Raw genomic sequence first — 20,388 nt, forward strand, 5'->3', positions numbered from 1 at the left:
TGCCGCTTTCCAGTCAAATATATATTTGGCCTTCTATCCATGATATTTGCTGGTATACAAGAAAACACTTATTTTTTACAAAATTTTTAATATCAAATTTATCAATCTTTTGTCTGCAATCCTTTACATATTGGGGTGCTTGATCCACACAATGCTGTATACGCTAAATGAGTTGTAATTTTTTCAAAATTGATCAAATTTTTAAAATACCAGTTTTAAAGGTATTTAAAGCCCTGTTTTTTATAAGAAAAATACTTTAAAATTATTTGGCACACCATTTGGGTAAGTATAATTGAAAATAATATATAAATAGTATTGTTTTCAACCAACTATTATTTAACACTATAAATTTAAAACGTTATGAAAAAGTTAATGTTATCTCTTGCCGCAATGAGCGTATTGGCTTTTGCAGGCATCAATGCCCAGACAGTGAAATCTGCAGATCAGGAATTGGTTCAGGAAACTACAAAAATCGATCCTGAAAGTCTTCCGGAAAAGGTAAAAGAAGCCATTCAAAATGATGAGGCTGTAAAAGATCTCAAAATCAAGGAAGCCCATCAGGTCATGGAAGAAGCATCAGTATTTTACCTGGTAAAATTCGAAGGCGATACTCCTGAAGGAGAAGTAGAGAAGAAGTATGATAACATGGGTAAAGAGGTGAAAGAAGAACCTGCTAAATAAGCATAGAAACCCAATTTTTGAAACAATTAACCAACTTAAAGGCAATGGTCCGTGACCATTGCCTTTTTTGATAGTACTGACCGAGCCCTACGTTAAAATAGACTTCACTGGATTTTTAATGAATAGAAAATGAATTAAACCATCTTTTCAAAATAAGGAATTTCAAAAATGAATTATTATCTCAGCATATTCTGCAAAAAGTGATTAATTCTCATCATTTAAAAGGATGGGATGGGAATAATCAAACAGCCCGTCACTCGAAATTCCATCCAGGGAATCCAGCTTTTGATCAGGTGCTAAAACAGGTTGCCCATTCATGGCTTGCAAATACAAGACTCCTTCAGTTTTGACTTTTCCTGGTATTAGCCTTTTGGAAAAAAACGAAGTAAATAGCCGGAGATGCCTGGCATGAACCCCGTTATTTATTGATCTTGCTGAACATCTTTTTTCCAAAATCTGGTTATTTATGATTTTACCGCCGGGATTAATACATGGTATCAAAGTATCCGTTAACTGCTGAAAGGAAAAAATCCCAATCTCTGAAAAAGAAGTAAGCTTCTTCCATAGGGCGGTGGGGATACCGTTTTCCGGAATATTTGGTAAGAGGGAATTATTGAACAATATATCAAGGCCTCCAAATCTTTCCAGTATCATTTCTTTAATACTACGGCAATACTCAGCACTTTGAATATCACCGATAAGGAGCTGGCAGGAATTGTTTTCTTTTTCAATATTATATTTGTTCCACTTACATCTCTCATCCATTTTCTGTGCACAAAGCAAAATACTGGCCCCCTTACCAGCCAATTCACTTGCCAATTTTCCAGAAAACAGTGATTCTCCACGCGTTATTAGAATTACGGGGGAGTTGTCTGTGACATTCATATTGTAGTTTGATTGATTTACACATCAATCATGGGCCAATATTATACCAAAATAAAAATTATTCTTTAAAGTGTTGATTATTATTTGTTTAAAAAAAAAAAGGGTTTTGGGATTGGTATGGCTGAATCCTCATGCTGATGCAAAAAGGTAACAACAGCTACCTGAAACGGCTTGAATCAAAAATTCAGGGTTGATTTTTGAAAATTCTATACTGATTTACGATTTCTTGATTACCCAGACCCTGATGTACCAATAATTGATTTTTGAACCTTAAGTAGGGTGATTTATTACTCAATAACATGGCTTCTCTGCCCGGGAAAGCCATGTTTTGCATGCTGTTTTCCGATCTCAAAATCCAACCCTGGTAGGAGGGAAGCCTGTCAGGTTCTCCCATGATGACCACGCCAGGATCTTCAGCTTTTTCCCTGGTAACATTGATCCATGGACCTGCCTGGACAGCCAGGTCCTGTGGTACCACCGCTCCGTTTTCATCATAAAAACCCACATTTTCGGCCAATTTGATTCTGGGCGAAAAGCCTCCATAGCCCTTTGGGTCTTCAGAACCACCCAACCTTACCTCCCTGACAAGTGGCTTTAGGGTAATATCAAAAACAAGCTTATAGGCACTGGAAGAAATTCGTTGATAGCTGATAATCAATGTTTCTTCGACAATATTTTTTTTAATTGGACCTGTCCCTTTCCATAGTACTTTTGCTTCCAGGTTTGCGGCGCCATTGGGATGAATGCTGGTTTTTACCCTTTTAACTTCCCAGATGATGTTTTCACAGACCCAGGGATCTGCAGCCCTTTGGTCCCTGACCCACAATTGGTGCCACGTCCAGAATATTCCACGGTGATGGGGGTGGTCGGCTGGAAAATCCTCCGTTACTACCTCACCGTCTGTATCGTATAAAGGATGAATGTAATTTGCCCTGGGGTATTTTCCATCAAGGGATTTGGTCGCTGCTTGGTAAAAATAACGGGGCTTCCCATCGTCAAGCAACAGCCAGCCTTCATCCTGCTCTTCAAAAGTCAGGGTTTGGGCTTCAAGGTCCATTATGAACATGACCAGTATAAAAAGTGAAAACAGCACTTTCGAAAATGAAAACCAGGAGATTTGCATGCTATGTGGCTAAGGGAGTTTAGTTAAAAATAGTAGTTTCCTGTATATTAACCTAATTTATGTTTCCATAAAAAAAGCGGAAAAAGTTCTCTCTTTCCGCTTTTTGTGTTAGGCTAATCCCTTTTATTTCCTGGAAATAGCTTTCTTTACCGCTTTTACAATGTTTTCGGCATTCAATCCATATTTTTCCAGCAGGTCCACTGGTTTTCCGGATTCACCGAAGGAATCATCAACGCCGACAAATTCCTGGGGTGCCGGATTGTTTCGGATCAGTGTTTGGGCAATACTATCACCCAATCCACCATTAAGCTGGTGCTCTTCGGCCGTCACTGCACAACCGGTTTTGGCAACGGAGGCGAGCACTGCTTCTGTGTCCAGAGGTTTGATGGTGTGGATGTTGATCAATTCCACGGAAATGCCTTCCTCTCTCAGCATGGCTTCAGCTACTACAGCTTCCCAGACCAGATGCCCGGTAGCAAAAAGGCTGACATCCTTTCCCTCAATCATTTTCCAGGCTTTGCCTATTTCGAATTTCTGGTCGGAAGGAGTGAAAATAGGCCAACTGGGCCTGCCAAAGCGCAGGTATACCGGACCCTCGTGGTCAGCTATGGCCATGGTAGCCGCTTTGGTCTGGTTATAATCACATGGATTGATTACAGTCATATTAGGCAGCATCTTCATCATGCCTACGTCCTCCAAAATCTGGTGTGTGGCACCGTCTTCTCCAAGGGTAAGTCCCGCATGGGAAGCACAGATTTTTACATTTTTCTCAGAGTAGGCAATAGATTGCCGGATTTGGTCATAGACCCTACCTGTGGAAAAGTTGGCAAAGGTACCGGTGAAAGGTATTTTGCCTCCTATGGTCATTCCAGCCGCCAGGCCCATCATGTTGGCTTCTGAAATTCCCACCTGAAAGAAACGCTCAGGGAATTCTTTCTGAAATGCGCCCATTTTGAGTGAGCCGATGAGGTCAGCACAAAGGCCGACCACATTTTTATTTTTTCTACCCAATTCAAGAAATCCGTCCCCAAATCCCGAACGGGTATCTTTTTTTTCTGTGTAAGTATATTTGGTATCGAGTGTTTTTTCCATTATTCAAACCATTTAAAGATCAAAATTGATCGCATTTAATAATCCCCCAGTGTTTCTTCCAATTGGCCCAGGGCATTTTCCAATTGTTCGTCATTTGGTGCCACTCCATGCCATTTGTGCGTGCCTACCATAAAATCCACTCCAAAACCCATGTCTGTGTGGAGCAGGTTCAGCACCGGTTTTCCTTTTCCCAGCAAGCTTTTGGCCTTTTCCAGGGACTGGATCACCTCAGTGATTTCATTGCCATTTTTTGTAACGATGACCTCCCAGCCAAAAGCTTCCCATTTTGCCTTTAAATCCCGCAGGTTCATGATTTCTTTGGTAGGGCCATCGATCTGCTGACCGTTGACGTCTATGGAAGCGATTAAATTATCCACATTGTGGTGTGGGGCGCACATGGCAGCCTCCCAAATCTGTCCTTCCTGCTGTTCTCCATCCCCCATAAGGGCATAGACAGTTTGCTTGTCCCCATTCATTTTTTTGGTTAGTGCTGCTCCAATGGCAACAGAAAGCCCCTGCCCAAGTGAGCCGGAAGCCACCCGGATGCCGGGAAGCCCCTCTTCAGTAGCCGGATGACCCTGGAGCCTGCTATTGATTTTCCTGAAAGTTGCCAATTCTTTGGTATCAAAGTAACCACTCCTTGAAAGCACGCTATACCATACCGGGGAAATGTGGCCATTGGAAAGGAAAAAAAGATCTTCCCCTATCCCATCAGGATTGAAATTTTTATTGTGCTTCATTTGGTCAAAATACAGGGCCACGAAAAATTCCGTACAGCCCAAAGAGGCTCCGGGATGGCCTGATTGACAGGCATGCACCATCCTTAAAATGTCTCTCCTAACCTGAGAGCAAATTGATTTTAATTGTTCTGTTGAATGTTTTTCCATTGATTTGGAATTATTTAATAATTTGATTGGTGTGTTCTTTGGTCTTTACCTTTGAAATTATTTCTTCGATTACTCCTTTTTCATCTATGACAAAGGTGGTCCTGGCGGTACCCATGTACTTTCTGCCATACATGTTTTTTTCTACCCAGGTACCATACTTTTCATGAACGCTTTTATCCTCATCGGCAATCAGCGTAAAAGGCAATTCATGCTTTTCTATAAATTTTTTGTGAGATTTTCCGGAATCAGAACTGATGCCCAATACCACGTACCCTGCTTTTTGGAGGGCCTCATAATTATCTCTCAGGTTACAAGCCTGGGCGGTACAGCCGGGAGTATTGTCTTTGGGGTAAAAATACAATACCACCTTTTTGCCTTTAAAATCTGAAAGACTGATGGGGTTTCCATCCTGATCGATTGAATTAAAATCAGGTGCTGCCTGGCCTACTTCTAGTGACATGATTTTTTTATTTATGGATTGGTGAATTGATTTGAGGCCTTAAATATCGTAATAAATTAAATCTTTCCCCTATAAATGGACTCGTTATTTGCCTGATCCCATACTTTTAAAACTACTTCTCCCTCAAGGGTCTTACCGGAAGGTGGATCAGACCATATCACTGCCTGTTTGTGTTCGTACCTCATCTGTATCCATTCCCCGGCTACACGAAGTTCAAAATCCCGGATTCCGGACAAACCATCCCTGATGACGAACCGCAATTGATTGCGGTTGATCCGTATAGGACGAATGCCGGGAGGAACCGAATCTGTGACCAGCACAAATTTCCCGAAATTTCTGGTGGCAAAACGGATGCTATTGCCCTCCCAGTTGCCACCCTGAAAATTTTTGTATCCATTGTCATACAACAGATACATGTGTGTTTTGGATTTATCTCCCGGAAAGTCCGGTGCATGATAGGAGACGCTCATGCTGTTCCACAAGTATTCGTACGGATCGTTGATAGCGATGCCCTGCAATGACTTCTCCTGTATGTCACTTGATCTAAGGTACAGGTCATTCAAAAGCGTTTCCTTACCGAAAGTTATCGCCACCCGGTCATCAGCATATTGGACTTCCTTATTTGAGGGAATGACTGCATTTACCTCGGGAAAAAAAGTTTCGGTACAAACATCTACAGAGTCTGGAACGCCTAAACGCATGTCCCAAAGATAGGTCCTCTTATTGGTTCCCTCATAGGCATAAGGTATTTCCATGCTGTAGCCATGGACATAAAATTTGGCCAGACTGCCATTATCGGACTTTGGTGCATTGATAATCAGGTGGTTTTCATCATAGTCAAGGCTATTATTGCCAGAGGTATAATTGAAATTCCTCAGCAGGGTAGGGGCTTCTTCTCCGTAAAAATCAAGTACAAGGTCCGTTTCATTGCCGTAGGCATCTTTCAGTTTTACCAGGATCTCTTTATTCTCTCCGGGTTTGGCACTTATGGCTCCGCTGAATGCCGAATCCGGTTCATAAAAATCAAATCGATTGTTGGGCTTTTTGTAAAGTCGGGTATAGCGGTTGCGGTAGGTATGGACCAGAATGAACCTGCCCAGGCGAAAATCCACTTCATTCACTTCCGATTTGAAGATCCGCTTTTTCTGATCATAAATTTCGTAAATGGGAAATCCATTTTGGTTGTACATCTCATCCAACTGGTCATAGGCAAGAATTTCTATGCCTACCTTTCCGCTGATGTTGATGGTAGGAGGTACCCTGAAAGCCCCGCCGCTATAAACCAGGTAAAACTCCTGGCGGCGAAACATACCATTTACCCTGCTATTCTGATCCAATGGAGTGATGGCTACCCTTCTGACTATAGGAGAGGTAGTATCCTTTATTTCAGAAAACCCAGCGTGCAAAGGGTCTATGGCCCTGTTTAAGGAATCCCTGATTTCAAAATGCAAATGTGGCCCGCCGGAGCTGCCTGTGTTGCCTGATAAAGCGATGACATCTCCCTTTTTGACAGTAACTTCGCCTGGTTCCGGGAAATATTCCAGTTCATTTTGCTCAGCATCATAAATTTTGGATTTCATGTAGCTGGCAATGGGTTCTTCGAATTCCCGTAGGTGGGCATACACGGTAGAACTGCCATTGGGATGCTTGATGTAAAGGACATTTCCATAGCCGAATGATGAGATTTTGATGCGGGACAGGTATCCGTCTGCAGCAGCATATACGGGAAGGCCCTGCCTTCCTTCGGTTTTGATGTCCAGTCCGGTATGGAAGTGGTTGGGCCTAATTTCCGCCATGTTTCCGGCTAAAAAGTTTTGTTTTCCGGGTTTAATGGGAAAAAGATAATAGTCCTTCGCTGTTTGTGAGAGCAGCATTAGGATAAGCAGGGAAGACAAAAGGAGATAATGGGATTTATTTAACTTCAAAATCCAGCAATTTTTCGTCTTCCACATAAGCTTCCAGCCGGTCACCGATATTTACTTTCCCCACTCCCGCCGGGGTGCCTGTAAAAATCAGGTCACCGGTTTTAAGCGTAAAAAACTGTGACACATATGCGACGATCACATCAAATGGGAAAAGCAGGAGGGAGGTATTTCCTGTTTGCCTGCGTTCACCGTTGATATCCAGGTGAAAATTGATATTGTTCATTGCCGGGTAATTGGATACAGGCCGGAATTCTCCCAGAGGGGCCGATCCATTGAAAGCCTTAGCGATTTCCCATGGCAAGCCTTTGGTTTTACATTTTTGCTGCAGGTCCCTGGCGGTGAAATCTATGCCAATACCTATCTCATCAAAATATTTATGGGCAAACTCTTGCTGAATGTATTTGCCTTCTCTACTGATTTTGAGGACCAGTTCTACTTCATGGTGGATATTATCGGAGAACTCCGGATGGTAGAATGGCTCGTTGTTTTTCAGCAGGGCGGTATCCGGCTTCATAAATACTACCGGTTCATCAGGTCTTTCATTTTCCAATTCCTGGATGTGTTCCCCATAATTCCGCCCAATGGCAATGATTTTCATGCTGTTCTGGTTAAATATAAAATGCAAAGAAAGGCATTTACCGCTGATTTCAAAAGTGACTTTTTATATTAGGTACAGTCGGATAAATAAAGTTTCCCGAAACCCTTTCCGGTTGATCTGAGGAATGGCACGCTCAATTCGCTTTTCTCAGGCAAATTCAGGGTGTTTTTAAAGGGACTTTTCTTCAGACTGATAAATATTGCAGTGGTAGTGGGTAGCTATTTTGTTATTGAGGTACAGGAGCTTAACTTTTGAAGTTGGATTTTAGGGCAATTTCAGCCATTATTTGGTGGTTTGTTGTTGTTAAAATGGAAAATAATCGATTATATTTGCATCCAAATAGGGCATAGCCTGACAAGCCTTTGTGATGGGGATTTGTTCTAAAATATGTCAAATTGTTGAATTACAATCAGAGAGTTGGGTGAGTGGCTTAAACCAGCAGTTTGCTAAACTGTCGTACGTCTAATAGCGTACCGGGGGTTCGAATCCCCCACTCTCTACATATAAAAACCCTAAATTACTTTTAGTGAGTAGTTTAGGGTTTTTGTTTTTTAATTGGGGCTGAGTAGGCAGTTCTGATGATCGGGTAAAAGATATCGAATGGCCGGAGTTGATCGTGGCCATGGCGTAATAAATGAAGTGTTTGTTTTTTTCTAAAATCGAGCATAAGTTAATTCCCAATGTGAAAGTTCAAGAGGTTTTCGTTTCTTTTTGAATTTAATCCTGAACGTACAGGACGCTCAAGTTTGGAAATAGAGCCTACTACTGGATTAATCCAAAATTGTCTGAAAGTCTTTGATAAAGTCTTCGTTATAAATATTCTTGTATTCTTTCCTGAAGTTATCGAAGACTTTTTTTGCCAGGGAATGCTTTCCCAGGTGTACCAGGGCTTTGCATTTTAACATCATTGCCTCCTCATTGACCAGGTCAAAATAAGAGATGTAATTGGCAATTTCTATCATAAATTCAGGATCTTCTGCAATGTCCATGGAATTGGCAAAATGAATGTATATATCAATAACCTCATTACTGATTTCAGCCTTAAAGCTATCCAACCACTCATGTTCAAGATTGGAGAGAAAACCTCCCCGGTGGACAATTGCGATTAGCTCCTGAATGATACTTTTGTTCAGGGTGTTTTTGTCCTGTACGATATGATGGTATTTCAGGTAATCCACTCTGATTTTGGTGGGGTCCGTGTTTACCTTCCAATATCCCGTTTCTTTAGAGATATGGCAGCCATCTACTTTGGCGAGAATTGCTTTTAGTTTTGCGATGTTGACCGATCGGTTGTTTCTTGCACTCTCTGCCGGTTTGTCAAACCAGAGCAAATCTTTGAGCTTTTCCGAGCTGATGCCCCTTTCCCACCTGATGGTAAAAAGCAACATGACCAGGAATAATTCCCGTATAAGCGGGGTAAAATTTTTGGTGATGTCATTTCCTTCACTGTCAAACATTTGGAATACACCAAACAAGTAAATGATATTTTTACGGTCTTGTATAACCCCTTCATCCGGGCTGGATATATGTGAATTGGGAATTGATTCTATCGAGGGAGCCTGACCGATACTTAATTTCTTTCTGCTGATGTATAGGATTACGCCAACCAAAGCAACCAGTCCGGCAACAACCAGTAAAATGTAATTCAACCCATAATTCCAGAAAGGTTCCCCCTCCTGTGCCAATGGAAGTGGTGGGTTGGCGATGGAATATATCGATACCTCCGTTTGGTTGTCTGTATTGTGAAATAGGGTAACCGCAAAAAACCGGTCCAGATTGGGGGAATAAAATAGGTCGGCAAAGGCGTTGATATCATAAAACTTATAAGGAATTTTATTTCCTACCAGGGAATAATCTGCAGAATCGAGAGAACCTTTTATAAGACGCAGATTTGAATTGAACAGGTGTTTGGAAAAAGTCAGCCCGTAATAGGTGCGCGTCTTTTCCTGAATAATCAGTGAATTCGCAAAAACAAATTCCTCGTTTTTAATTTTCAATTCAGTAATTTTCTCAAAGGTTGTGTCTTTCACATTAAAATATAAAAGGTCATAAAGATTCGTTGGATTATGGATCTGCTGTCCGGTTTCGGTCCCATAACCCCCCAGAATGTAGGCTCCGCTATCCACCTGACCCAATGCAGAAAGATACCTGGGCACAAAGGAATCAGAAGGAGGCATTATTGAATCCCATGTTGCGGTTGGGATGTGATATCGTTTCACCTTATTTTTGTATATAAAATGTCCATAGCCGCCTAAAAGGTAAATAGAACTATCCTGTCTGGAATAGAATTTATTGAATTGCCAATTATCCGTTATACGCTCAGGAGGGTCAAAATTTTTGTCCCATGTACGGGTTTTTTCATCAAAAACTGCTATTTTTTGCTGATCCGGATAAATGGTGTAAAGCTGCCCTGTATACTGATTGAATAATGACTGGTTGCCTCGTGATAGGTGAAGTCTTCCCGATTCGTAGGGAGTATGTATCATTTGGTTATTGGCGCAGGAAAAGCTGATCAAAGAATCTAACCCGACAAAATGTATCAGTTCCTCACTTTCCTCAAAAGCTACACTAATCGGCCCTTCTACGGAAAAACTTTTGAGCAACTTCCATTCCATTCGCATTTTTTTTACCCACAAGGGATTTTCCACCTGCCCATCCTGGCCCTCAATTTTTTCCTTTGCCACTTTCCCGGAATATTCATCCAAAAGCCACTCGTATCTAAGATAATCCCCCTCATGTATGGTTATATTCCTGATATTCATCGGCGGAACATCAGTAGTTTTAAATTTGGGATAGTCATTGGACCCGAACAATATTTTAAAACAGCTGTTTTTTTCAAAAGATAAAGGTTCGGTTTTTTTTATGCCTAAAAAGGAATAGGTGAGCAGCCGATTCTCTAAATCAAAATCAAAGGTAAACTTAGCCCATTGGTTAAAGATTCCTGTATTTTCTAAATCAAAGGAATGGGGGGCAGCATTACCCTGGTTTATAATTACAAATTGACTGCCATTTGGGGAGGTAAGGTTACTGATTAAATCGAAATTTTGGTTTCTTTGATTGATAATGCGGAAGATATAACCAAAATACTCCAATTGGTCAGGTTGAAAGGAGACGTCAAAAGACAACTGAAAATTATTGTCAAAACACAGGGTCTTACCTGGGCTTAGGTCCAATCCGGTTCGCAAGTCCTGAATGGCCTCGCTACTTGCAAATGATAAACCATAATATTGGCCTGAAATGGGGCCTGAAAAACTAAAAACTATAAAAATTGGTAAAAGATACTTTTGGAAGCAGGATTTCATTTTGTAGGTCAATTGAATCACAAGACTAGCCAGCCTGAGTCCTGTCTTATTATTTGCTTTTGCATGGTGTCATGTTAAGCCTTAATCTATGTTAATCCAGTGCGTCTTTTGAGCTATTTCAACGTTCCCAAAAGCATATATATCCAGGGCTATGCTCGTTAATCCAACTCAAAATCCAATACCGCATTGCAGGTCATTCTAGCGTTGTCATGACACCAGTTTATTTTCAATGACAATAAGGTACCATTCCTCTTGTCTGATTACTTTTTATTAAGTTAATTACTATATGGCATTCCAGCAGCATTTGATCCGGTAATTGGGAAAATTTAATGGTTGAATCTGCATTTTATCCTCATCCTGGTACCCTTTGTTAACAAGCTGCAGAGGATAGCACTATGGCGAAAGTTAATAAAATTCTAATTTCAACCTTGTTATTTTTTGGTGTCATCACCGAACAATTTTCTCTTAATAATTGGTAGTCAACGGGATACTTTTAATTCTTTTTTTAAAAGAATTAGCGTATAATCGGCTATTCACTCAACCATTAATATTCCATTAATCTTTTTTTAACCTGCTTATTTTTAATTGCAGCAGTTAAATGCCCTGCTTTTCTCTAAGGAGTTTTTGGGCTTTGATTTGTCTTACAAACCCAAAAAAAATATTAACCTAAAAAAACCTCTAAAATGAAAACACAAAATTTCACTCTCCCTTCAAATCGGCGAAATGTTCTAAAAATGCTGGCAATGGGTTCAACGGCTGGCTTGTTTGGACTTATGGATAGTGCTGAAGCAAGGGCGTCCACCTATGAAACACCGGCCTATCAAAAAGGAGCAGCACCTGTCACCATTACCCGGGTCAGGGCAATCACCACAGCACCAGGTGGATCAAATCTGGTAATAGTAAAAGTGGAAACTTCCGAACCGGGCTTATACGGTTTGGGCTGTGCCACCTTTACCCAGCGGGCGGCGGTGGTAGTTCCGGCAATTGATATTTATCTCAATGATTTTTGTTCCGGAAGGGACGTAGACAATATTGAAGATCTGTGGATGTCTGCCTATGTAAGTTCCTATTGGAGGAATGGCCCTGTTTTAAATAATGCGCTATCAGGTTTGGATCAAGCCTTATGGGATATAAAAGGAAAACGAGCCAAAATGCCCGTTTATCAGTTGTTGGGTGGAAGAAGCAGAATTAATGTAGATACCTATATCCATGCCAGTGGTAAAACTGTCGAAGAAATAGCGGACGAAGTTCAGAAATATATGGATCAGGGCTGGAGGCACGTACGTATACAGCAGGGAGGATATGGAGGTACCGGGACATTTGGAAAAGTTGTTCCAGATTTTAAAGCAGCAGGTTATGCAAGGGAAACAGATGGATATTCTGACCAGGGTGAATATTTGAGACGCGTACCAAAAATGTTTGAATACGTCCGCAAGACTTGTGGTGAAAAAGTGGAACTTTTGCATGACATGCACGAACAGGTGGAACCGATACAAGCCATCAATATGATCAAGGAATTGGAGGATTATCGCCCTTTCTTTATAGAAGATCCATTTTCTCCTGAGAATATGGGCTGGTTTAAGCAACTTAGGACCACTACCAGCGTTCCGCTGGCGATGGGGGAATTGTTTAACAACATCAACGAATTCAGAGACCCAATGGTCAATCAGCTCTTTGACTTTATTCGTTGTCATATTTCCCAGATCGGAGGCATTACCCCAGCCATGAAAGTAGCACGTTTGGGTGAATGGTTTAATGTAAGAACGGCCTGGCACGGTCCAGGAGATACTTCCCCGGTTGGCCACCAGGCCAACAACCACATTAATCTGGCAGTATACAATTTTGGAATACAGGAAGGGCAGTTTTTCAATGCCCGTGTTCAGGAAGTATTTCCCGGAACACCTCTTATGGAAAACGGCTATTTTACCGTAACTGAAAAATATGGTTTGGGAATTGACATCAATGAAACTGAAGCGGCAAAATACCCTATCAGACATAATGGCATGGGTACCTTGCGCAAGGGAGATGGGACCATCATTAAGCCTTAACAACTGTACTTAACTGACACCAGGTTTCCAAAGCTTACTGGTTAGGTCATCCGGTCGGCCCGATTGAAAAAAAGCGACCACTACTTAAATTAACAGATTCTACCCATGAGAAAAAGAATAATTTGGATGACAAGCATCCTGTTTATTGGTTGTTGCCTGTTATATTTCTGGCCTGATCAACCTGATGCACTGATTGCAGGGACAGATTGGCCCACATATGGGGGAAATAAACAAGGGAACAGGTATTCTCCTCTAGACCAGATTAATACGGAAAATGTACATAACCTGGAAATAGCCTGGATGTACAACGCCGCTGTCACCAGGGAGGGGGCTATCCAGTGCCAACCCATCGTCATCGACGGAATCTTGTATGGCACGACTCCAGAATTAAATCTGTTTGCCCTGCACGCAGATACGGGGGAAGAGATCTGGAAATTCCTACCCGAAAAAAAGGACCGACCCCACCAAAGCAGGGGATTGATGTATTGGGAAAATGGAGAAGATCAGCGCATTCTTTATACCGTTGGTGCCGGATTGTACGCGGTAGATGCAAAGAATGGCAAAGCAGTGCAGGATTTCGGGAAAAATGGAAGAGCTAACCTCAAAGAAGGCCTTCAAACAAATATGGATCATGATGTCAGCAAACTGTCTGTCAATGCGACCAGTCCCGGTGTAATTTATCAAAATACACTAATAATTGGGTCCGCTACATCAGAAGGCGGAAATGCCGCACCCGGACATATCAGGGCTTTTGACGTACTCAGCGGAGAATTGGTATGGGTTTTCCATACCATTCCGCAACCAGGGGAGTTTGGCTACGATACATGGCCAAAAGATGCTTATAAAAAAATCGGGGCAGCAAACAGTTGGAGTGGCATGACGCTGGATGAAGAGCGGGGAATCGTGTTTTTTGGAACCGGTTCACCCGCTTCGGATTTCTACGGTGCAGACCGGCAGGGGGCTAACCTGTTTGCCAACTGTATCCTGGCATTGGATGCGCTGACAGGAGAAATGAAATGGTATTATCAAACCATTCATCACGATCTTTGGGACCGGGATCATGCCTGTCCACCCAATCTTGCTACAGTAAAACACTATGGTAAAAATGTCGATGTGGTCGTACAGGCGACCAAAGATGGTCTGATCTATGTGCTTGACAGGGAAAATGGCACCTCCCTGTTTCCGGTCGAGGAACGGGCGGTTCCAACAAATGGACTTCCAGGTGAACACCCGTATCCCACACAGAAATACCCGCTAAAACCTGCCCCTTTTGCCAGGCAGGTATTTACGGAAGATGATATTACGGACCTTTCTCCCGAAGCCCATGCGTTTGTAAAGGAAAGATTTCTCCAAATTAAGACAGACAATAAGTTTGCCCCTCCCAGTACCGATGGAACATTACTGTTTGGATATAGCGGCGGTGCCCAGTGGGGAGGCAATGCCATTGATCCAAATGGGGTCTTGTACCAAAATTCCAATGAAGAACCCTGGGAGCTGGTAATGTATGAAAGGAATACTATTGTAGCAAACAAAGGACAAAGTCGACCAATAACTCAGGGAAATGCTTTATATTTAACACATTGCGCCTCCTGCCATGGAAAAGACCGCAAAGGAAGCGGTCCCGAATTGCCATCGCTCATTGACATCAACAAAAAAATGCCTCTGGAGGAAATAAAAAATCTGATACAGAAAGGGGGAAGCAGAATGCCTTCATTCCATTACCTCTCGGAGAAAGAAAGGGACAGTATCCTTGGATTCATTACCCAATCCTCCGCAGATACCATCATGGTAGTGACCCAGCCGGTGGCAAAAGGGCTCGATGAACCTGATTCTGCCAATGGATTTCCATACATTCCTGCCTATGTCAGTAACCCCTGGAAGCGGTTTACAGATCAGGACGGCTATCCGGGAGTAAAGCCACCCTGGGGCACATTGAATGCGATTGACCTGAATACCGGTGAATACTTGTGGCGTGTTCCGCTGGGCGAATACCCTGAACTTGCCGATAAAGGTATACCCATCACAGGAACCACCTCTTATGGAGGTCCGATAGTTACGGCCGGAGGCCTGGTTATTATTGCAGGCACCAAAGACGAAAAAATAAGGGCTTTTGATAAAAGTTCCGGTAAAATACTTTGGGAATTCCAGCTTCCTGCCGGAGGCTTTGCCACACCCATTACTTACGAAGTAGATGGCAGACAATATATCGTAATCGCAGCAGGAGGGGGGAGAGAGCAGAAATTGGGTGGCAGTTATATCGCATTTACATTAAAGTAAGCATTAAATCTTCCGTGAAATGGGCAATAAAATTAAAATCAGACATTTCTCCTTCCTCATTTTTGTGGTGTGGACTGGTATTGCAGTAAATACCAAACCTCCTGAAGTAAAAATTTCTAACGGACTTCTGACTGCCCACCTCTATCTTCCGGACCCTGAAACCGGATATTACCGGGCCTCTCGATTTGACTGGTCAGGAGTCATTTCAAGTTTGCAATTCGACGGTCATGAATATTTTGGCCAATGGTTTGAAAAATACGACCCTAAAATCAATGATGCAATCATGGGACCGGTCGATGAATTTGGCCCCTTGGGTTATGAAGAAGCCGACCCTGGAGAAACTTTCATAAAAATAGGAGTCGGTGGCCTGCGTAAAGTGGAGGAGGATGGATACAGATTTATGTTTACCTATGACATAACCAACCCGGGGAAATGGACGGTTACCCCTTATAAAGACCGGGTAGAATTTACCCATAACCTTCAAGACGAAACCGGCTATGGTTATCAGTACACTAAAACAGTAAAGTTGGTAAATGGAAAACCAAAAATGCTGCTTACGTATAGTTTAAAAAACACTGGCAAGAAACCCATTAATACTACAGCCTACAACCATCATTTCTTTGTATTGGATGGGGAACCCACTGGGCCTGACATTAAATTTACATTTCCTTATCATATCACTGCCCCTGACCAAGGGGATGGCATTACCCGGGGCTTTGGCACATTGGCAAATATCAAAGGAGGGGAGATCAGGTTTGAAAGAAGCTTATTCAAAGGCGAACAGGTATACAGCAGCGGCTTGCGGGGATTTGGGCGTGGTGCCGCAGATCACCAATTTTCCCTGGAAAATAGTAAAACCGGAGCCGGTGTAATGGTGAAGGGGGATAGGCCATTGGAGAAATTGGTTTTTTGGGCCAATCCATCCGCTTACTGCGCTGAGCCTTATATTAGGATAAAACTCTTACCCGGAGAAACAGTGTATTATCAAAATGAATATACATTTTACTCGTTTGAACCGGGTAAGAATTAATCTACTAATGTCTTATTGGTTTTTGGGGACCAAAACCGCCTTCCCCATGAAACCATCGGGTAGCCTGACCTGTGAGCCAGAGATAATAATCTGAATCCAGGCTTTCTTCAATACCCATAAATTTGCCGCTTCCATTTAGTGGAACCTCACCTTTTTTGAGGCATTTGAAAATGGCCGTACCTTCATCTACTTCATCAAACATGGCCACATACAAAGAGCTGGCCCCGGCTTGTTTTGCTCCGGCTACCTGCTTCCACAGAAATTCACCCTCATTCCGTGGAATCTGATCGTACAAGTCAGGATCTGACCTCAAATTCCCCCAGGTAAAACCGGGAAAAGCCAAAGGAATGTAATCCACATTGTTGTTTTTACACCATTGCATATCCGCAGATAAAACACCTCCTGCAGTGTTGGCATAACTTTCACTGTTGTATCTGCCCACTGCCCAGGGCATGATTACATCCACTTTTTTGATCAGGTCATGCAAAGCCGTGGAAGGTGTGGTATCTCTGTTCAAAGTTCTCCAATAATAAGGTACACCTAGCATGATGGACACCTTATTTTCCGGACCTTTCAGCTGCTCCACCAAGCGGCCTACATCTTCAATCGTATACTTTCTATTGTCATTAAACCCTACACCCCAGATGGTCACCAATGGTTTTCCATTGTGTCTTACATAGGTGGGGTTTTCTTCATTGTCAAACAGGTTGAACTCAGCTTGCAATGCTTCCCAATCTTGTTTCAGGTAGGCCACATCTTCAGGAGTACTACCACTAAGATCGTACATAACACTAATTGCACGGTCGTATTTTTTAGCTGCTTTTAGGGCATTGGAAAGTACTTTGTTGAAGTGGCGCTTCCCTTTTGCATTCCCTTCTTTGATTTCAACCACAAAACGTTGCACGTGCACGCCGTCGATTCCGTAGTCTTTCATCCATTTAAAATGAAGGTCCACGCTCTCTTCGTCATAGGGACTGTAGACAAATGCAGGAGAACCATCCTGGTGTCGAAAGGCAGTCTCATATGTTTGTGAGTACTCTTTTACTTCAGGCCAAAAATCTATCGTAGAAAAACCGGGTTCAAATTTCCCTGCACGCTGGTAATGGTACCAGCCCCTGTCTGAACCATCACCCTCTGCGGCAAACCATCCCTGGTATCCGGCCATAACCAGTTGATCCAAAGAGGTGTAAAGTAAGCCTGTTTCATCATAAACGATCTCAGTCACCTCAGCAGGTTCATCTGGGTCCTGGGGCACTGATGCTGCCTGATTGTCGATGCAGCCTGCTGAAAATATACAAAGGAGCGTTAAAATATCAAATGGATTTCTAATCATATTTTTTCAAATGTTTTCTGGGTTGAAAAAACAATTCCCACCGTTTACAAAGTGGAGGTGGGAATTGTACAGGAAATCAAATGGTAAATCTCACTGCTGGGCCATAGTTATATTTGGCTGAGCCGGCGCTACTCACTGCACCGATTCTGAAATAATATGGATTTCCCTGCAACAAGGTACTGGAATTTGCATCCAGGTCAATGCTAAGAGAGAACGTTTCTGATGGATCAGTAAGCCGGTTGATATTGCTTTCCACTCTGGAGGTAAGCGTCATTGGGTTACCGACATTTGGATTGGGGTGAACATAAAGGCCAATTCTGGATACTTCCTGCGTAGAAGTCTGTTCGATCCTAAAGGTGGCCGTAACCGTAGAACCAACCCTTTCAATCACCGGATCAATAATCCTCAGGTATGGGGTAACCAGGAAATTCAATTCAGTCCTACCCTTGATCTCCATTGACTCTATGGGAGGAATATCATGGAAATTCCCTCTCACGGCACGTACGAGATATTCTCCTGAAAAGATCTGACTGTTTTGATAGGTTCCGTCACCTTTGCTTACTAAGGTTTGTGTAACATTGGTCTGGTCTTCTACCCAGCCCTGTTCGATTAGCTCAATCACAGTTCCGTTGATAATGTCCTGGGCCAGGGGCTCATTGGTACCTTCATCTATAAATGTACCGTAAAGTTCTGCATTTGGCTGGTCATAATTATCTATTTCGCAGGATGTTGCCATCACCAGCACGGCAAAATATAGGATATGTTTTATCTGTTTCATCATGATTATTTTCAAAATTTTACTAGTTATATACCACTCGATAATACTAAATTAACCTGTTGGGTTTTGAATCACACCACTGGCACCAACCCCGGGAATAGATAGGTAGTAGTCCCTGATCAAAAAGGTCCTGGGATTCATATTGTGCACATTGGCACGAATAAAAATATATTGAGGTGGGCTCACCCTTAGGTCCAGTACCGGCTGGAGTGCATGGGATATCTGCGCTTCAAATAGCTCATGCCTTTCTCTTCTTCTGATCAGGTCCCACCACCTTTTATTTTCAAAGGCAAGTTCTACGGTTCTTTCCCGCATCACATTGGCAATGGTTAGGGGTATTTCAGTGGTATGCCCTGCACGTCTTCGGATATCATTCATGACTTCGGCTGCCCTTGCCTCATCCCCAAGACCGCTCTCTGTAACCGCTTCAGCATAATTCAATAAAATTTCTGCATACCTGAATTCCACCCAGTCCGTAGTGCTCTGATTCCATCCGGGAGTAACAGGATCATCACTAAGGAATTTTCTAAATGAAAAACCGGTCTTTGTATTGTTTCCTCCAAAACCGTCAAATCCGGAATAATCATTGGTGGTGGGACCCCCATAATTGTAATAGGTGACGCCGTCTACTTCGACTGATCCTCCTGTTCGGATTCGGGGCGTTCCATCCGGTAATATAAAGCCAGCCTGAATGACTATTTCCTCTCCTTTCATGGTGCTTCCTGGAATAACGACAGTGGCATGTAACCGGGCATCCTTATCCTCAAAAGGAGTCCTGGGATCGTCAAAATGCAGGTAATTTTTGCTCGCATCGTAGCCATTGTAATCGTCAATGTCTCCCTCGGATGTCGTGACGATCGGTGCTTCTTCTCCGGGGTTGGTGTACGTTTCGTACTTGTCCACCAGATCCAGAGTAGGGTTCATCCGACCCGGATGTGGCCAGCCGTTAGCCAACTGGGCAGGAGTAAACCATATATCATAATTATGGCCTCTTCTGTTTCCTGGAATCGTATGGCCTTTAATAAAAATGGCTTCGTTCAACGCAATGTTTGGATCCTGAAACATCCTCCTGTAATTCTCTGCCGCTTCCGCGGGAGTCGCAGGCGTGGGCTGAAAAAGGGAAAATACCCCAGAATCCATAATTTCGGCTGAAGCATCAATACATTCTGCATAATACGTATCTGCATCGCTGGCCGACATTCCTACATAGCCCATATCAACTGCATCGCCTGTTAGGGGCGCTTTATCCCAGAATTTCGCCAATGAAGCAGCATGGAGGGCAGCGCGGGATTTTAATGCCAATGCTACCCATTTGGTTGCCCTTCGCTCCCCATCCCAGGATTCCGGGAGTTTGGAGATGGCAATGTCCAGCTCAGATAGAATATAATCATAAGTTTCCTTTTCAGTACTTCTCTGAACTTTCAGTGATTCCGCATCGCCAAGGTATTCCTGACTTTCCTTGATCAAGGGCAATCCACCATAGCGTATGGCAATGCCGAAATAGGCAAATGCCCGAACGAAGGCCGCTTCTCCACTCAACTTTTCTCTTTCATCTTCAGGAATGTTGAGGGTTGGAATGGCATCAATCAGCAAATTCACATCCCGGATCAGGGAATAACCTGCAATCCAGTAATTATTCATGTTATCGCCATTTCCATTCGGTCCATTATTTAGCCCACCGGCTTCCGAATGTACGGCTTCATCCGTGGATTGTGCCCTGGTCTGTCCGCCATTATTGGGCCCGCCCTGGTTTTGATTAAATCCTGAGTTAAAGAAAAGAAAATCTTCAGTTGGCAATTGATAATACAAGTTCGCCATATATAGTTTGACCCCTGCTGGTGAGCCAAAAACAGCCTCTACAGGCAGTTTATCCTGGGGCTCTAGATCCAGTACTTCTGTACAGCTCGGCAGGAGACTTACAGTAGCTGCCAGCAAAACACAATTTATAAATTTAAATACCTTCATCATT

Annotated in this window: 15 protein-coding genes and 1 tRNA gene; 5 read left to right on the forward strand and 11 right to left on the reverse strand. The window is 42.8% G+C overall.

Features of this window, described 5'->3' with window-relative positions; all coding sequences use genetic code 11:
• Positions 1-360 precede the first annotated feature (360 nt).
• Positions 361-681 (forward strand): hypothetical protein, encoded by a 321-nt coding sequence (locus G9Q97_RS17885; RefSeq protein WP_166149313.1) that lies wholly within the window; start codon positions 361-363, stop codon positions 679-681.
• Positions 682-885: 204 nt separating this feature from the next.
• On the opposite strand, the gene G9Q97_RS17890 is transcribed toward G9Q97_RS17885, so the two are convergent.
• The 7 genes from G9Q97_RS17890 to G9Q97_RS17920 form a co-directional block, all read right to left on the reverse strand.
• Positions 886-1,566: an SDR family NAD(P)-dependent oxidoreductase gene (locus G9Q97_RS17890; RefSeq protein ID WP_166149315.1), complete on the reverse strand. Its 681-nt coding sequence runs from the start codon at positions 1,564-1,566 to the stop codon at positions 886-888.
• A gap of 184 nt (positions 1,567-1,750) precedes the next feature.
• The gene (locus G9Q97_RS17895; RefSeq protein WP_166149317.1) at positions 1,751-2,689 is read right to left on the reverse strand and encodes a DUF6807 family protein; all 939 of its coding nucleotides are present in this window, start codon (positions 2,687-2,689) and stop codon (positions 1,751-1,753) included.
• Positions 2,690-2,812: 123 nt separating this feature from the next.
• Positions 2,813-3,781 carry a transketolase family protein gene (locus G9Q97_RS17900; protein ID WP_166149319.1) on the reverse strand — a complete coding sequence of 323 codons (969 nt, stop codon included), beginning with the start codon at positions 3,779-3,781 and terminating at the stop codon, positions 2,813-2,815.
• A 35-nt stretch (positions 3,782-3,816) separates the two neighbouring features.
• A complete protein-coding gene (locus G9Q97_RS17905) occupies positions 3,817-4,668 on the reverse strand; it encodes a transketolase (protein WP_166149321.1) in 852 nt (283 codons plus the stop codon).
• Between the two features lie 10 nt (positions 4,669-4,678).
• Positions 4,679-5,128, reverse strand: a complete 450-nt coding sequence (bcp, locus tag G9Q97_RS17910; protein ID WP_166149323.1) for a thioredoxin-dependent thiol peroxidase — start codon at positions 5,126-5,128, stop codon at positions 4,679-4,681.
• A 56-nt stretch (positions 5,129-5,184) separates the two neighbouring features.
• Positions 5,185-7,053, reverse strand: a complete 1,869-nt coding sequence (locus G9Q97_RS17915; protein ID WP_246255767.1) for a M23 family metallopeptidase — start codon at positions 7,051-7,053, stop codon at positions 5,185-5,187.
• Positions 7,040-7,651, reverse strand: coding sequence for a fumarylacetoacetate hydrolase family protein (locus G9Q97_RS17920; RefSeq protein WP_166149327.1), 612 nt, complete (start codon positions 7,649-7,651; stop codon positions 7,040-7,042). The genes G9Q97_RS17915 and G9Q97_RS17920 overlap by 14 nt, the downstream gene beginning before the upstream one ends.
• 411 nt (positions 7,652-8,062) lie before the next feature.
• Between G9Q97_RS17920 and G9Q97_RS17925 the strand changes: the two genes are divergently transcribed.
• Positions 8,063-8,151 (forward strand) — tRNA-Ser (locus tag G9Q97_RS17925).
• A 270-nt stretch (positions 8,152-8,421) separates the two neighbouring features.
• On the opposite strand, the gene G9Q97_RS17930 is transcribed toward G9Q97_RS17925, so the two are convergent.
• Positions 8,422-10,953 carry a galactose oxidase gene (locus G9Q97_RS17930; protein WP_166149329.1) on the reverse strand — a complete coding sequence of 844 codons (2,532 nt, stop codon included), beginning with the start codon at positions 10,951-10,953 and terminating at the stop codon, positions 8,422-8,424.
• 683 nt (positions 10,954-11,636) lie between these two features.
• Between G9Q97_RS17930 and G9Q97_RS17935 the strand changes: the two genes are divergently transcribed.
• The 3 genes from G9Q97_RS17935 to G9Q97_RS17945 all read left to right on the forward strand — a co-directional run bounded on the left by G9Q97_RS17935 (position 11,637) and on the right by G9Q97_RS17945 (position 16,308).
• Complete coding sequence (locus G9Q97_RS17935; protein WP_246255768.1) at positions 11,637-13,001, forward strand: enolase C-terminal domain-like protein; 1,365 nt, start codon at positions 11,637-11,639, stop codon at positions 12,999-13,001.
• Positions 13,002-13,106: 105 nt separating this feature from the next.
• Entirely contained in the window at positions 13,107-15,278 is a 2,172-nt protein-coding gene (locus G9Q97_RS17940; RefSeq protein WP_166149331.1) for an outer membrane protein assembly factor BamB family protein, read from the forward strand.
• A gap of 19 nt (positions 15,279-15,297) precedes the next feature.
• Positions 15,298-16,308, forward strand: coding sequence for an aldose 1-epimerase (locus G9Q97_RS17945; RefSeq protein ID WP_166149333.1), 1,011 nt, complete (start codon positions 15,298-15,300; stop codon positions 16,306-16,308).
• Between the two features lie 4 nt (positions 16,309-16,312).
• On the opposite strand, the gene G9Q97_RS17950 is transcribed toward G9Q97_RS17945, so the two are convergent.
• From G9Q97_RS17950 to G9Q97_RS17960, 3 genes are all read right to left on the reverse strand, one after another.
• Positions 16,313-17,641, reverse strand: coding sequence for a glycoside hydrolase family 71/99-like protein (locus tag G9Q97_RS17950; RefSeq protein ID WP_166149335.1), 1,329 nt, complete (start codon positions 17,639-17,641; stop codon positions 16,313-16,315).
• A gap of 76 nt (positions 17,642-17,717) precedes the next feature.
• Positions 17,718-18,422 carry a DUF3823 domain-containing protein gene (locus tag G9Q97_RS17955; RefSeq protein WP_166149337.1) on the reverse strand — a complete coding sequence of 235 codons (705 nt, stop codon included), beginning with the start codon at positions 18,420-18,422 and terminating at the stop codon, positions 17,718-17,720.
• A gap of 48 nt (positions 18,423-18,470) precedes the next feature.
• On the reverse strand, positions 18,471-20,387 hold the full coding sequence (locus tag G9Q97_RS17960; protein WP_246255769.1) for a RagB/SusD family nutrient uptake outer membrane protein: 1,917 nt from the start codon (positions 20,385-20,387) through the stop codon (positions 18,471-18,473).
• Position 20,388 lies beyond the last annotated feature (1 nt).

This window comes from Cyclobacterium plantarum (genome assembly GCF_011290685.1).
In the GTDB taxonomy this organism is placed as follows: domain Bacteria; phylum Bacteroidota; class Bacteroidia; order Cytophagales; family Cyclobacteriaceae; genus Cyclobacterium; species Cyclobacterium plantarum.

Excerpts from the sequence above, each read along its gene's own strand:
- G9Q97_RS17885 (WP_166149313.1), top strand. The coding sequence starts at position 361 with ATGAAAAAGTTAATGTTATCTCTTGCCGCAATGAGCGTATTGGCTTTT.
- G9Q97_RS17890 (WP_166149315.1), bottom strand. The coding sequence starts at position 1,566 with ATGAATGTCACAGACAACTCCCCCGTAATTCTAATAACGCGTGGAGAA.
- G9Q97_RS17895 (WP_166149317.1), bottom strand. The coding sequence starts at position 2,689 with ATGCAAATCTCCTGGTTTTCATTTTCGAAAGTGCTGTTTTCACTTTTT.
- G9Q97_RS17900 (WP_166149319.1), bottom strand. The coding sequence starts at position 3,781 with ATGGAAAAAACACTCGATACCAAATATACTTACACAGAAAAAAAAGAT.
- G9Q97_RS17905 (WP_166149321.1), bottom strand. The coding sequence starts at position 4,668 with ATGGAAAAACATTCAACAGAACAATTAAAATCAATTTGCTCTCAGGTT.
- bcp (WP_166149323.1), bottom strand. The coding sequence starts at position 5,128 with ATGTCACTAGAAGTAGGCCAGGCAGCACCTGATTTTAATTCAATCGAT.
- G9Q97_RS17920 (WP_166149327.1), bottom strand. The coding sequence starts at position 7,651 with ATGAAAATCATTGCCATTGGGCGGAATTATGGGGAACACATCCAGGAA.
- G9Q97_RS17930 (WP_166149329.1), bottom strand. The coding sequence starts at position 10,953 with ATGAAATCCTGCTTCCAAAAGTATCTTTTACCAATTTTTATAGTTTTT.
- G9Q97_RS17935 (WP_246255768.1), top strand. The coding sequence starts at position 11,637 with ATGAAAACACAAAATTTCACTCTCCCTTCAAATCGGCGAAATGTTCTA.
- G9Q97_RS17940 (WP_166149331.1), top strand. The coding sequence starts at position 13,107 with ATGAGAAAAAGAATAATTTGGATGACAAGCATCCTGTTTATTGGTTGT.
- G9Q97_RS17945 (WP_166149333.1), top strand. The coding sequence starts at position 15,298 with ATGGGCAATAAAATTAAAATCAGACATTTCTCCTTCCTCATTTTTGTG.
- G9Q97_RS17950 (WP_166149335.1), bottom strand. The coding sequence starts at position 17,641 with ATGATTAGAAATCCATTTGATATTTTAACGCTCCTTTGTATATTTTCA.
- G9Q97_RS17955 (WP_166149337.1), bottom strand. The coding sequence starts at position 18,422 with ATGATGAAACAGATAAAACATATCCTATATTTTGCCGTGCTGGTGATG.
- G9Q97_RS17960 (WP_246255769.1), bottom strand. The coding sequence starts at position 20,387 with ATGATGAAGGTATTTAAATTTATAAATTGTGTTTTGCTGGCAGCTACT.